11 protein-coding genes and 1 pseudogene are annotated in these 12,989 nt (G+C 69.8%); 8 read left to right on the top strand and 4 right to left on the bottom strand.

Annotated features, from left to right (window positions below):
- From KN815_RS01095 to KN815_RS01080, 5 genes and pseudogenes are all read left to right on the top strand, one after another.
- Positions 1–322: pseudogene (locus tag KN815_RS01095) on the top strand (ROK family protein); the annotation flags it as partial.
- A gap of 381 nt (positions 323–703) precedes the next feature.
- Positions 704–1,474, top strand: a complete 771-nt coding sequence (locus KN815_RS01090; protein ID WP_216339257.1) for an SGNH/GDSL hydrolase family protein — start codon at positions 704–706, stop codon at positions 1,472–1,474.
- 89 nt (positions 1,475–1,563) lie between these two features.
- Positions 1,564–2,328, top strand: a complete 765-nt coding sequence (locus tag KN815_RS01085) for a glycoside hydrolase family 71/99 protein (protein WP_253208665.1) — start codon at positions 1,564–1,566, stop codon at positions 2,326–2,328.
- Positions 2,325–2,477, top strand: a complete 153-nt coding sequence (locus tag KN815_RS49860; protein ID WP_253208664.1) for a hypothetical protein — start codon at positions 2,325–2,327, stop codon at positions 2,475–2,477. Before KN815_RS01085 ends, KN815_RS49860 begins: the two co-directional genes overlap by 4 nt.
- A 138-nt stretch (positions 2,478–2,615) precedes the next feature.
- Positions 2,616–3,239, top strand: a complete 624-nt coding sequence (locus KN815_RS01080; RefSeq protein ID WP_253208663.1) for an SGNH/GDSL hydrolase family protein — start codon at positions 2,616–2,618, stop codon at positions 3,237–3,239.
- A gap of 83 nt (positions 3,240–3,322) precedes the next feature.
- Here the strand turns inward: KN815_RS01080 and KN815_RS01075 are convergent, their stop codons facing one another.
- The gene (locus tag KN815_RS01075) at positions 3,323–4,483 is read right to left on the bottom strand and encodes an iron-containing alcohol dehydrogenase (RefSeq protein ID WP_216339253.1); all 1,161 of its coding nucleotides are present in this window, start codon (positions 4,481–4,483) and stop codon (positions 3,323–3,325) included.
- Positions 4,484–4,657: 174 nt separating this feature from the next.
- On the opposite strand from KN815_RS01075, the gene KN815_RS01070 reads away from it, so the two are divergent.
- Positions 4,658–5,626 (top strand): LysR family transcriptional regulator, encoded by a 969-nt coding sequence (locus tag KN815_RS01070; protein ID WP_216339251.1) that lies wholly within the window; start codon positions 4,658–4,660, stop codon positions 5,624–5,626.
- Positions 5,627–5,893: 267 nt separating this feature from the next.
- Here KN815_RS01070 and KN815_RS01065 read toward each other — a convergent pair whose 3' ends face one another.
- Positions 5,894–7,981, bottom strand: a complete 2,088-nt coding sequence (locus KN815_RS01065; RefSeq protein ID WP_216339249.1) for a glycoside hydrolase family 31 protein — start codon at positions 7,979–7,981, stop codon at positions 5,894–5,896.
- A gap of 342 nt (positions 7,982–8,323) precedes the next feature.
- A complete protein-coding gene (locus KN815_RS01060; protein WP_216339247.1) occupies positions 8,324–8,977 on the bottom strand; it encodes a response regulator transcription factor in 654 nt (217 codons plus the stop codon).
- 111 nt (positions 8,978–9,088) lie between these two features.
- Here KN815_RS01060 and KN815_RS01055 point away from each other — a divergent pair, with 111 nt between their 5' ends.
- Positions 9,089–9,889 (top strand): SDR family NAD(P)-dependent oxidoreductase, encoded by an 801-nt coding sequence (locus tag KN815_RS01055; protein WP_253208662.1) that lies wholly within the window; start codon positions 9,089–9,091, stop codon positions 9,887–9,889.
- Positions 9,890–9,992: 103 nt separating this feature from the next.
- Here the strand turns inward: KN815_RS01055 and KN815_RS01050 are convergent, their stop codons facing one another.
- Complete coding sequence (locus KN815_RS01050) at positions 9,993–10,898, bottom strand: TetR/AcrR family transcriptional regulator (protein WP_216339245.1); 906 nt, start codon at positions 10,896–10,898, stop codon at positions 9,993–9,995.
- Between the two features lie 72 nt (positions 10,899–10,970).
- On the opposite strand from KN815_RS01050, the gene KN815_RS01045 reads away from it, so the two are divergent.
- A partial coding sequence (locus KN815_RS01045; protein ID WP_216339243.1) for an alpha-L-rhamnosidase C-terminal domain-containing protein occupies positions 10,971–12,989 on the top strand: 2,019 nt, incomplete at its 3' end.

The following is a 12,989-nucleotide window of genomic DNA, read 5'->3' as shown; positions in this document are numbered from 1 at the left end:
GGCCGACGGCGACGCGCGGGCGATCGACGCGATCCGCGGCGTCGCCCGGGTCGTCGCGCGCGGTGCCGTTGCCATGACCGAGCTGTACGACACGGACCTGATGATCGTCGGCGGGCCCGCGGTCCCGCCCGATGTCGCGGAGTGGTATCTCGCGGAGATCTCCACCGCGGTCAACCGCTTTCCGATCGCCCGCCGGGTCCGCCCGGTGCGGGGCACCTACTCCGCACTCGGCGCCAACGCCGCGGCCGTCGGCGCCGCGGCCGCCGTGTTCCACCTGGCTTTCGCTCCCCGCCCGCGCACACACAGCGGCACCGCGAGGTGAACCTGCCCAGCCTGTCCTCGATCGCTCAAAGTCCACACCGACCTGCCGAGGGACGGACGACCATGACATCGCATGCAAAAGTACTTACTGCCCACGCCCAGGTGCGGGGACGCGTGCCGCGGGACGGCCGTCACGGGTGCCGATCGGCGCCCATGACCAGTTCACGCGCGAGACACCCACGTCATCGCGGAAGGAAACAAGTTTTCCGGCCGTGAATTCTTCACGGCAGAGCACGCTTTCCGTATTGACGCGACGCAATCCCATGCATTTTCTTACTCCCGGCGCTCGGTGACCGCGGTGCCATTTCGCGCTCATTTCGAACGCCTGAGAGTGCGCACATCCGCACGCCCGTTCGCAGCCGTCTTCTCCCGCAGGAGTCCCATGAACGCCACCATGTCCAGACGCGCGGCCCTTCTCGGCGGCGCCTTTGTGGCCGCCGATCTCGTACTGCGATCGACCCCAGCATTGGCGGACACCCCAGGAGAGTCCAACGGCGGTGTGCGCATCATGCCGCTCGGCGATTCCATCACCGACGGATTCACCCCCTACCCCGGCGGGTACCGCGTCGGTCTCTGGCAGCGTCTGGCAGCCGGCGGCTACACCGTGGACTTCGTCGGCTCCCAGTCCAACGGCCCCACCGAGCTCGGCGATCACAACCATGAGGGCCACTCCGGCTGGCGCATCGACCAACTGGACGCCAACATCAACACCTGGCTCCAGCAGAGCGACCCCCGCACGGTCCTGTTGCTCATCGGCACCAACGACCTCAACCAGAACTACGACATCACCAAAGCACCCGCACGTCTGTCGCGGCTCATCGACCACATCCGGGCCGCCAAGCCGAGGTGCGAGCTGTTCGTCGCGACCATTCCGCCGCAGTCCAACGCCACCCTCGAGAGCAGGGTCAGGGCATACAACGCGGCGATTACGCAGATCGTGGCCTCGAAGGGGCCACACGCGCATCTGGTGAAGATCTACGACGCGATGACCACCGCGGATCTCGCCGACGGCATTCATCCGACCCGGGCCGGCTACGGGAAGATGGCCGCCGTCTGGTACGAGGCGCTGCGCGCGGTTCCCGGCTCGCTCGTGCCGCTCCAGAGCTCCAGCGCTCGCGGTGGCCACCGGCGCCTGCGATCCCGTGCGGCCTGAGCGGGCGGTGCCCCGCCACGGCCGGGCGCGGGAGCGGCTGCCCGGCCCCATCGATTCGTCTCACACACCGTGCCGAGCAAGGAGCTGAAATGGCTGAACACTCCCACAACCGGCGGAGTTTCCTGCGCGGTACCGGCGCTCTGGGCGCGGCAGGGGCAGCGGCCTGGGCCGGAATCGGCGGCCGCACGCCCGCCGCTGCGCGGACCGGGAGTTCCTCGGGCGCGCGTCCCGCGCCCGAGCGGGTGCGGAGGTATGCGGCTGATGCGGTCAAGGGGAAGGTGTACGTGGGGTACCAGGGGTGGTTCGCCGCCACTGGCGACGGCTCTCCGATCAACACCTGGACGCACTGGTCCAAGGGCAGCACACCGTCCCCCGGCAACCAGACGTTCGAGCTCTACCCGGATGTCTCGGCCTATCCCGCCGGGTCCCTCTTCCGGACGGGGTACGCGCCGTTGGGCAACGGCAAGCCCGCCACATTGTTCAGCTCCTACTCCACCGCGGTCATCGACCAGCACTTCCACTGGATGCAGCGGTACGGGATGGACGGCGCGGCCCTCCAGCGTTTCGGCAGTGACATCGTCGCGGTCGGCCAGCCGCGCCTCGAGCAACGCAATGACATCCAGAGCAAGGCACGTGACGCGGCGCAGAAGTACGGGCGCGGCTTCTACATCGAGTACGACATCAGCGGCCTGAACGACACCAATCTGGTGGCCACGATCCAGAGCGACTGGACCAACACCGCCAACGGCACGCTGCGCCTGCCCGATTCCCCGGCCTATCGGCCTTCATCGCGATGTTCGACGAGTACGACGAGGCCACTGCCATCGCACCGGCCGCGGCGGACAGGTCGATGATCCCCGCCGATCAGTACTTCCTCACCCTGGACGCCGACGGGACCAGCGTCTCGTCCGATTTCTATCTGCGCCTGGCGGGCGCCGCCACCAAGATGATCAACGGGTCGACCGGTATCACCCCCACCGTGCCGATCCCGCCGAAGGTCTGACCGAGCTGCCGTAGGCGGAGGGGACCTGACGCCCTCCCCCTACGGCCGTCAACCGCCCGCGTCCCCAAGGAGCCCTTTGTGGCAGCGCCACTCAACCCTCATAGCCACTCCGGCACGTCCGCGGGAAGCGTGCGCATCATGCCCCTGGGTGATTCCATCACCGATGGGCACAACGCCCACCCCGGTGGCTACCGCGTCGCGCTCCGGCAGCGACTGGCCGCGGACGGCCATGCCGTCGACTTCGTCGGCTCCCTCGCCAACGGCCCGGTTGAACTGGGCTCCCGCCACCACGAAGGACACTCCGGCTGGCGCATCGACCAGTTGGACGCACACATACATGCATGGCTGCGGCACAGCGTCCCCCACACCGTGTTGCTGCTGATCGGCACGAACGATATGAACCAGAACCACGACGCCGTGTGGGCCCCGACGGCCCTGGCGCGGCTGATCGACCACATCCAGGAGGCCCGGCCGGCCTGTGAGGTGTTCGTCGCCACGGTTCCGCCGCAGTCCGATCCCACCCGGGAGCGGCGGGTCCGGATCTACAACGCGGCCCTTCCCGAGGTGGTCGCCGCAAAGGGGCCGCGGGTGCATCTCGTGGACATATACGACGCGCTGACCACCGCCGACCTCGCCGACGGCATGCATCCCAATCAGGCGGGTCACGAGAAGATGGCCCGCGTATGGCACGGCGCTCTTCGTTCCGTACCCGCTGCGCTCAGGCCGGCGGTGCCGACGCCGACCGGCTGGGTCGAGTGCTGACGGCGGCCGTCAGGCGGTGCGGCGGCGCGTGCCGTTGCCACCATGTCATCCGGGAGGCGCACCGATTGTCTGTTGGGCGGGGATCAGGCGTAGATCCGGCTGTAGAGGTCCTGGATTTCGTCGGTGGTGGGGACGACGGGGTTGTTGGCGGGTGAGCCGGAAGCGAGGGCCTGCTCGGCCATGAGGGGCGTCAGACGGTTCCATTCCTCGTGGTCGATGCCGTAGTCGTGGGGGGTGGGTACGGCCAGGTCGTGGCAGAGTCGGCTGAGCGCGTCGACCAGTTTGTCGGCGGCCGTGGTGTCGCTGTCCGTGGTGGTCGCGGCTCCCAGGGCGCGGGCGCAGTCGGCGTACCGGCCGGGCGCCGCGTGCACGGAGAAGGCGGTCACCGCGGGGAAGAGCATGGCGTTCGACAGGCCGTGGGCGATGTGGAAGTGGCCGCCGATCGGGCGGCTCATGCCGTGCACGAGGGCGACGCTGGAGTTCGAGAACGCGATACCGGCCTGGGTCGCGGCGAGCATCATGGCCTCGCGGGCGTCGGTGTCGCCGCCGTCGGCGTAGGCGCGGCGCAGATGGCGGCCTATCGTCTCGATCGCGGTGAGGGCGAGAGCGTCGGAGAAGGGGTTGGCCTTGCGGCTCACATACGCCTCGACGGCGTGGGTGAGTGCGTCGATGCCGGTGTCGGCGGTCAGCCGGGGCGGCATCGACATGGTCAGTTCGGCGTCGACGACGGCGGCGAGCGGCAGGAACGCCGGGCCCATGCAGAGCATCTTCTCGTCCGTGGCACTGTCGGTGATGACGGTGATCTGGGTGGCTTCCGAACCGCTGCCGGCGGTGGTGGGAACCGCGATCACCGGCAGCGCGGGGCCGAGGTTCATCCGCGGGGCCTTGTAGTCGCGCATGTGACCGCCCTGGAGGCCGAGCAGGGCGAGGGCCTTGGCGGTGTCCATCGGGCTGCCGCCGCCGAACCCGATCACCGCGTCCGCCCGGTGGTCGTGCAGCGCTTCCAGCCCCGAGACCAGGGAGTCGGTGGTGGGGTCGGGCACGGTGCCGGAGAACAGCCGCGGGTGCAGACCGGCCTTCCGTAGTGTCGCCGTGAGGCGTTCCGCCGCACCCGTCCCGACCAGGAACGCATCCGTCACCAGGAGGGGGCGGCTCAGTCCCAGGCCCGTGATGACCTCGCCCAACTCGTCGGCGGCACCTCGGCCGACGCGCGTGATCCGCGGCAGGGACAGATTGGCAACCATGGAGAACCTCTCGACGGTGGAAGGAAGGCAGGTGGAAAAGGAAGGCAGGTGGAAGCAGGGCGGGTGGGGGGAGCGGGATGCTCTGAGGTTGTTCGACTGTGACGCCTGCCCCGGTGTGCGTTCAAGCGCCAATGACGCAGACCGGTTCTGCGGAAATGCAGATACGGTGTGCTGGTGCATCCCCGTTCCCGGCCGGCCGACGAGAGCCCGGCACCGCGTCCGGCGGCCGGCCGCGGCCCGGTCGATCCGCGCAGACTGCGCGCGGATGATCTGCGCTACCTGCTCGCGGTCGCCCGTACCGGGCGTCTGGTGGCCGCCGCCGACGCGCTCGGGGTGGACCACACCACCGTCTCCCGCCGTATCGCCGCGCTGGAGAAGAGCCTCGGCCTCCGGCTGATGGAGCGGGGCGCGGAAGGATGGGCCCTGACAGAGACCGGGAAGCAGGTCTCGGAGAGCGCACGCGCGATCGAGGACGCGCTCGCCCGGGTCGCCGACGCGGTGTCCGGGCAGGGCGTACGGTCACTGCGCGGCACCGTGCGCGTCAGCGCGCCCGACGGCTTCGGCACCGTCTTCGCCGCGTCCGCCCTGACCCGGGTGCGACGGCACCACCCCGGGCTTCAGGTTGAACTCATCACGGCTACACGGCAGTTGACCCTGCATCCGTCCGGCTTCGATCTCGCCCTGGCGATCGGCGGATCGCCGGGCGGCCGCCTGGTGACCGAGCACCTCACCGACTACGCGCTGGGGCTGTACGCCAGCGATGAGTACCTCGCCCGGTGCGGGTCCCCCGAGACCCTCGCCGACCTGCGGGATCACGCGCTCATCTTCTACATCGAGTCGATGCTCCAGGTCGGCGATCTCGACATCGAGCGCCATCTGCCGGGCGCCACCCCGGCGTTTTCCTCCACGAACGTCTTCGCCCAGCTCGAGGCCACCCGCCTGGGAGCGGGCATCGGTGTGCTGCCGGCCTTCCTCGCCCTCAGGGAACCGCTACGGCGGCTGCTGGCCGACGAGGTCGACATCCGGCTGCCGATCACCCTGGCCATGCGGCGGGAAGCGGTCACCCACCCGGCGGTGGGCGCGGTGCGCGACGCACTGCGGCGGGAGGTCGCCGACCGCACCACCGAACTGCTCGCGGAGTGAACCCGCCCGGGTTCCGGCAGCCGGGGCCCGGCGATCACGCGGCCGCCGCGGCGCATGGATTCCCGCACACCCGTTGACGTTGCTCCCGAGGGCAGGGCTTGGCGTCCAGCCATCGCGCTGATCCACCACCGCCCGCGTCCCCCGCGGCACGGTCGACGACGGCCTGCCCATCGACAGCCTGGCCAACGGCGCCCAGCCGATCGGCGCGGGCGCCCATGAAGTGGGTCCTGGCGGTACCGGAGCCCGTGGCCGGGGCGTCGGGGCTGATCAGGAAGAGGCCGCCGGGGCGTCGTCGCGCTTCAGGGCCTTGATGGCCTTGGCGGCCCCCTTGGCCTTGAGGTTGACAAACGCCGGGGTGACGCCGAGCGGCGCCGCATACCCCTTGAGGTTCTTGGGGCCGTGGATCACCGTGCCGTGGTTGACGTCGTACCAGGTGCCGGCTGGCAGGTGGACGGTGCGGGTGGTGCCGGTGCTCAGCTTGGGTGCGGCGAGTACGGCCGGACCGAGCATCCACTCGTCGGTGACGGTGTAACTCTCCTTGTCCTTCGGATAGTCGAAGAACAGGGGACGCATGATCGGGTCGCCAGTCCTCAGGGTGCTGCGGACCTGATCCCAGATGTACGGGGCGAGCTTCTCGTGCGTCTTGATCGCCTGCCGGTACAGGTCGACCGTCTCCTGGTCGTAGTCCACCTTCTGGCCGGTGGTGGTGTCATTGGTGTCCACCGGTGATGTCGAGGCGTACATCAGCGGCATCAGCGAGGCGGACTGCGCCCATCGCACCAGTACATCCTTGGACGGCGGGGGCTGGCTGTTCGAACCACCGATCATGTCGGACTCGACGAACGGGTAGCCGATCGTGGAGATCGCCAGGTTCTGGGTGGTGGCCGCTTGCAGGGAGTCCCAGCCGGTCCCCTTGTCGACCTGGCGGGTGACGAAGCCGGCCTCGTGGGCCGTCCGGTTCCAGTGCACCCGGATGCCCGCGCCCTGGAGGTCGAACTCGTCGGCGAGCCGCGTGCCGAGCTCCTGGTAGTCCGTGGCCTGGTGCCCCTCGTGCGGCGCGCACTTCTCGTCGAAGAAGCGGGTGTCGAACTTCAGCCCGTCGACGTCGTAGGTGTCCATGAGCTTCTTGAGGTTGCCCTCGTACCAGCCCTTGGCGTCGGGGTTCGCCAGGTCGATGATCCCGGCCCGACCGTTCCACCAGGTCACTTCGCACGGCTTGCTCGTGTCCTTGGCGTCCATGAGCAGATAGCCGTGGTCGGCCGCGTACTGGTAGTTGGCGGAGTCCAGGTTGATCCACAGAGTGACCCAGAGGCCGAAGTCGAACCCCATGTCGTGGATCTTGTCGGACATGCCCTTGGGGTCGGGGAAGGTCGTGGGGTCCCAGGTCAGATTGCCGTAGTTCGACTCCCACTTGTCGTCGAGCTGGATGGTGTGCCCGTCAAGGCCGTTGTCGTGGAGATCGGTGGCGTAGTCGAGCAGTTTCTCCTGGTCGATCTTGGTGTAGAACTGCGCCCACGAATTCCACAGCGGCTTGGCGTACTGCTCGTAGGTGGCATCGCTCTTGCTCGGCTTGCCGACGATGCCGATGTAGTCGCGGTAGACCTCCAGCGGGGTCGACTCGACGAACACGGTGGCCTTGTAGGTGTCGGGCGATTCGACGGTGAAGGTGCCGAGGCCGTCCCCGCCCTTGTTGAGCGCCACGTCCATGACGTCCCCGGTGTCGACATGGAGGCCGGTGGACTTGGAGGTGTACCAGAACGGGTCGATCATGTCGTACGAGGCCGGGCCGAAGGTTTCATGGTCGACCTCGCCGGTGTCGAGCGGCCAGGGCTGGTTGACACCGGGGCCGCCCTGCGGGGTCTCCGCCTCGCCGTGGCCGTACCAGTGGCCGCCCGATGACAGGTCGTAGGCGAGGCCGAGTTGGTCGGGGCTGCCGCCCTCGACATCCCAGTCGAGCTGGTAGCGGTCCGCGGTGGGCGTCAGCCGCGCCGTGACGGTGGCGCCGTCGAGTGTGGTGTCCGCGGTGAGGGTGAGGACGCCGTCCTGCCATCTCCAGTCGGTGACCTCGGTCGCGTGCTGCCAGTGACCCGCGGACCGGAAGCGCAGGCCCCCCGTGTCACCGCGCGCGGTGCCGAGCGCGACTTCACCGGCGCGCTTTGTGGTGAGGGCGAGCTCATCGGTGGCGATGTCGACGGTGTAGCCGGGGGCCTTCCTGGTGGCCGCCACGGACACGGCGAGAACACCTGGGCCTTCGGTCACCCTCGCCCGGGCGGCGGGGTCCGCCTGCGCCGGTGCGGCGAGTGGACCGGCCACGGACGGCATGAGCGTCAGGGCGAGAGCAGCGGCCGGGAACATGACAAGTTTACGGGCTTTGCGCGTACTGCGCGGGCGGGTGCGCACTCACGTCCTCCTGCGGGCGGGCATGATGTCGTGTGGCTGCACTGCAAAATATTGACGATTTCTGCTCATGTTCGAGCGACAATCATCATCTGTCAACACTCGCCTCCATGATTTCCCGGCTTCGCCCTCGGCCTCCGCCACGCCTGCTGACAGGACTCGCCGAAGCCGCAAAGCCCCTTCACAAGGCCGCGAACCGGGAAGAAGCAATGGTAGATCCTGCGTGAACCACGCCCGTTTCAAGCGGTTTCGCTCTCTCAGTGGGTCGAGTACGCGGTGCGGACCGGGTTCGCGAAAGGGTCAGTCCGGAGTGATGCCGGCCCGGACGGCGAGGACGGCGAGGCGGATGCGGTTGTCTCGGCCCGTCTTCGTCATCAGGCTCGCCACATGTGTCTTCACCGTGGTGACCCCCAGGTGCAGCCGGTCGGCGATCTCCTTGTTGGACAGGCCCACGCCGAGCAGGCCGAGCACCTCCCGCTCGCGCGGGGTGATGGCCGGCGCCGGGATATCCGGTCCGGTGCCGGAGCCGGTGCGGGTGTGGACCGCTTGGGCGACAATGCGGTCCAGGGTGTCCCGGCTGAAGGGCGCCTCCCCGTCAGCGGCCCGGCGTACGGCGTTGAGGAGTTCGGCGGGTGGGGTGTCCTTGACGAGGAAACCACAAGCTCCGGCGCCGAGCACCGGATACAGGTGATCGTCGTCGTCGAACGTGGTGAGGGCGACGACCCGGGCAGCGGGGCGGGCGGCCAGGATCCGGCGGGTGGCCGTGATGCCGTCCATGCCGGGCATTCTCAGGTCCATGAGGACGACGTCCGGAGTGAGGCGTTCAGCCAGTCGTACCGCCTCCGCACCGTTGTCTGCCTCGCCCAGGATCTCGATGTCCTCAGCCTGTTCGAAGAGCATGCGCAGACCCATGCGGACAAGCTGCTGGTCATCGACGACGAGGACGCGGATCACGGCTGGGGCTCCAAGCTGGTTGCGATGGCGGGCAGTTGGGCCGTGAGCCGCCAGCCCCCGGCCGTGGGTCCCGCATCGAGTCGGCCGCCGAGCAGGTCCACACGTTCGCGCATGCCGGTCAGCCCGTGTCCGGAAGGGCCCGGGGCCACCGGTGCCACCTCGGGTATCGGCAGGGCGACGGCGAAGGCGTTCGCCGCGGCGGGCGCCCGGGTCGGATTCTGCGGCAGGCGAGCCGATTTGGGGCGCCGGGTGGAACGGGAGATCCGGGACGCGGGCGGCGAAGCCGGCTACATCCAGGCTGATGTGCGGGTAGCCGCCCAGGTGGAGAGTTTCGTGAACCGGGTGGCGAGCCGCTACGGCAGCATCGACGTGGCCTTCAACAACGCCGGCATCGGCAGCGGAAAGCTGCCCCATGAGATGAGCGTCGAGGAGTGGGATGACGTCCAGGCCACCAATGCCCGAGGCGTGTTCCTGGCGATCAAGTACGAGATCCCGCACATGCTCAGGGCGGCAGGCGGCGTCATCATCTGCACCTCGTCGTCGGCGGCCGAACAGGCGCGGCCGAACGGTGCCGCCTACTCCGCGAGCAAGCGGGCGGTGCAGGGCATCGTGAAGGCAGCAGCGCTCGCCTACGGGCCCAAGGGAATCAGAATCAACGCTCTGCTGCCCGGCACCACCGACACCCCCTTCGTCCGCCCGCCGAACATCCCGGGCGCGGACTGGGCGAAGTACAAGCAGGCGTTCGGGCCACTGAACATCGACGGTCTCGAGCGGATGGCCGAGGCCGAGGAGATCGCGCACGCGGTGCTCGGACTGGCCTCCGACGACTTTCCGTATATGACGGGAGCGTCGGTCGCCGTGGACGGAGGAGCCACCGCCGGCCGGAAGATGATCCAGCCGAGTGGTGCCTGACGTCCGTTGCCTGTCCGGGAAGCCGCTGTCCGGGTCGTCTGCGCGGGGCCTGGTGACAGTCCGCAATCTCCTGGCCGTTGGTGAACTGGTCACTCGGCCAGGGCTATGTGAGGCGACGGGTGCGGCGGGCTCGGTAGGCGCTTTGGCGGCAGGCGTCGGAGCAGTAGGTGCGTGGGCGGCCGCTGGGAGCGGGGCCGGGAGCGGGGTTACCGCACTGCGGACAGGGGGTTTCGTAACGCTTTGACGTTTCGTCATGGCGTTGGGGCTGGTTCCGGACGAACGTCTCGATGCTGTCGAGCACGCGCTGGAGGCCGAATTCGAAGCCGCGGTCGCGGGGGTGGTGGAGAGCACCGGCGGCGCGGAGGCTCGCCAGCACGGGGTAGTGGGCGGGGACGAAGATGGCGTCCCAGAAGTGGGCGCGGGCGGCCCTCCACTGTTCGTCGGTGACGCCGGAGTGCCGCTCGACGGCGGCCGCGTCGAGGGAGTCGCGGGCCGCGCCGCGAACGTAGGCGTCGAGCAGGTCGAACACGTTGGCCAGCGCCGTCGGGGGCAGGCCGGTGGCGGTGAGCACCCGCAGGACGGACTCGTACCAGGCGAAGCCGTTGGGGCCCAGGGCGGGACGCCCGGCCGGGAGGCGCAGGATCCAGGGGTGCCGGTGGTAGAGGCCCCAGTCGGCGCGGGCGGACAGCTCCAGCCTGGTCCGCCAGTCACCGGGGGCGGCGTCGGCCAGGGGGACTTCGCCCATCACCGTGTCCGTCATGAGGTCGAGCAGCTCGGCCTTGCCGGGCACATACCGGTAGAGCGACATCGTGGTGCAGCCGAGCCGTTCGGCGATCCGGCGCATGGACACGGCGGCCAGTCCTTCGGCGTCGGCCATCCCGACGGCGGTGCGCACGATCCGCTCCAGGGTGAAGGCGGGGCGGCGGCCCCGCTTCGGTCGCTCACCCAGGCCCCAGAGCAGTTCCAGTCCGCGCACGGCGCTCGTGTCCTGGTCGTGGCCGGATTCCATCCGCCGTCACCCCGCCTGACATTGACCATCACTCAGCGTATGCGTACAGCATAGACAATGAAAACGAACCGAATGACGCGTTCGACGGTGGTCCTCGTCTGCCTCGCCGCGACCCTCTCCGGGACTCTCGCCGCCGGGCCCCAGGACCGGGCGGTGGCCCTGTCCCGGGAGCCGGTGGTCCTGGACCCGGCCTGGCGGCAGCAGGTGCACAACGTCCCCGGCACGTTCGTACGGCCCGAATCGGTGACGGTGGAGGGAGACGGAGGCACGGTCACCGGCGCCGACGGGGTGTTACGGGAGGGCGGCGCGGCGGCGACTCTCACCACGACCGCGCCACGGGGCGCGCGACTGGTGATCGACCTCGGCGTACTGGCCGGAGGGTACGTCGAGTTGGGGGTCCGGCGGGCGTCGGGCGCGCCGGTCAGAGCGTCGTACGCGGAGGCACGCCGGTACCTCACCCCGGACGGGGACGCCGATCCCGATCCCGGCGGCTTCTTCCACCAGGGCCGGTCCCTGGGCACCGACGACGATCCCGACGGACGGGCGGATGTCTACGCCCCGCCGAGCACGTCCACCGTGCTGCGCAGCCCCGGTCTGCGCGGCTCCCAGCGGTACATCGCGATCACGCTGGACGGGCCCGGCTCGCTCACCCTGGACTTCGTGCGGGTGCGGCAGACCACCTTCCCCGGCGCGTACGACGGGCACTTCCTCTCCAGCGACCCGGTGCTCAACCGGGCCTGGTACGCGAGCGCGTACGGCCTGGACCTGTCAACCGCGCGTGGGCGCCGTACCGCCGCGGGGCGGGCGCGGCCCTGGGTCGTCATGGACGGCCCCAAACGGGACCGAACCGTCTACGCGGGCGACGTCCAGTTGGTGGCCCTGGCCGCGTACCAGCAGGGCGGTGCGTACCGCCGCGTACTGCGCGACACCCTCAACCTGTTCGCCTGCCAGCAGCGGCCCGACGGCACGCTTCCGGCGACCAGCCTGATCGACGTGCCGTGCGAGCCCGGCAACCCCGGTCCGCCGGACGGATCGCCGGCCGGGTTCGAACCACCGGGCCAGGCCGGAAAGGTCAGGCTCGACAGCTTCACTCTCCTGTGGGTCGTCAGCGTGGCCGACTACCTGCGCTTCACCGGGGACAGCGCCTTCGTGAAATCGTTGCTGCCCGTCGCGCGCCGCGCCCTGCGCTTCTTCGGTGAACGCGCCTCGGACACGGACGGCGGGCTGTTCCGGACCGCCGACTACGACGGGCTGGCCGCCCAGAACTGGCACACCCCGGACCGGGCAGCGGGCATCGACGCCACCACCAACGCCGCGTACTACGCGGCCCTGCGCTCCTTGGCCCGGCTGACGCGGTCCGTGGCGGGCGATCGGGACGCCGCGGCGGCGCTCGACCGCCGGGCGGACCGGGTCCGGGCCGCGCTCCTCACCAGGATGTGGGACCCGGCGGCCGGGGCCATGACGCTCAACACCGACGACCCGCGCCGCGACCACACCGCCGACGCGAACGCCGCCGCCCTCGCCTTCGGGGTGCTCGACCGCGAGCGGGCCCGCCGTGCCATCGCGTATCTGGACACCCGACTCAGCGGTCCGTACGGCACGCTCACCACCCGGCACACCGACAACCCGTACATGACGCGGTACATCTCCCCGTATGTGATGGCCCAGGAGAGCCTTGGCCGGTTCCGCTACGGCGACGGCGCCGGAGCGCTCCGCCTGATCCGCACCGCATGGGGCCACATGATCCGCAAGGGTCCCGGAACACCTTGGGAGGAGGTCGGCGCCGACGGGGAGCCGGCCGTCCCGCGGCCCGGCACGTCGGTGACCTGGGGCGGGCATGTCGGTATGGCCCACGCCTGGAGCACCGCGGTGCCCGCGCTGTCGATGGACGTGCTCGGCATCCGGCCACTTGGTGACGGCTATCGCAGGTGGGCGGTGGAGCCCGATCCGGTGGACCTGGACTGGGCGCAGGGCGACGTGCCGGTGCCGGCTGGCTCGATTTCCGTACGGTGGCGGCGCGGAGCGGGGGACGACTCGTTCGTCCTCACCGTCCGGGCCCCGAAGGGTACGGCCGGCCGGGTCTCCGTACCG

It is taken from the genome of Streptomyces niphimycinicus (assembly GCF_018883605.1).
Classification (GTDB): Bacteria; Actinomycetota; Actinomycetes; order Streptomycetales; family Streptomycetaceae; genus Streptomyces; species Streptomyces niphimycinicus.
Note: the sequence above shows the minus strand (reverse complement) of the source record. Positions and strands in the feature narration are given on the sequence as shown.

What these genes read in the sequence shown, in the direction of transcription:
- KN815_RS01050 (WP_216339245.1), bottom strand. Translation starts at nt 10,898, where the DNA reads ATGGAATCCGGCCACGACCAGGACACGAGCGCCGTGCGCGGACTGGAA.
- KN815_RS01065 (WP_216339249.1), bottom strand. Translation starts at nt 7,981, where the DNA reads ATGTTCCCGGCCGCTGCTCTCGCCCTGACGCTCATGCCGTCCGTGGCC.
- KN815_RS01090 (WP_216339257.1), top strand. Translation starts at nt 704, where the DNA reads ATGAACGCCACCATGTCCAGACGCGCGGCCCTTCTCGGCGGCGCCTTT.
- KN815_RS01055 (WP_253208662.1), top strand. Translation starts at nt 9,089, where the DNA reads ATGCCGGTCAGCCCGTGTCCGGAAGGGCCCGGGGCCACCGGTGCCACC.
- KN815_RS01075 (WP_216339253.1), bottom strand. Translation starts at nt 4,483, where the DNA reads ATGGTTGCCAATCTGTCCCTGCCGCGGATCACGCGCGTCGGCCGAGGT.
- KN815_RS49860 (WP_253208664.1), top strand. Translation starts at nt 2,325, where the DNA reads ATGATCCCCGCCGATCAGTACTTCCTCACCCTGGACGCCGACGGGACC.
- KN815_RS01080 (WP_253208663.1), top strand. Translation starts at nt 2,616, where the DNA reads ATGCCCCTGGGTGATTCCATCACCGATGGGCACAACGCCCACCCCGGT.
- KN815_RS01085 (WP_253208665.1), top strand. Translation starts at nt 1,564, where the DNA reads ATGGCTGAACACTCCCACAACCGGCGGAGTTTCCTGCGCGGTACCGGC.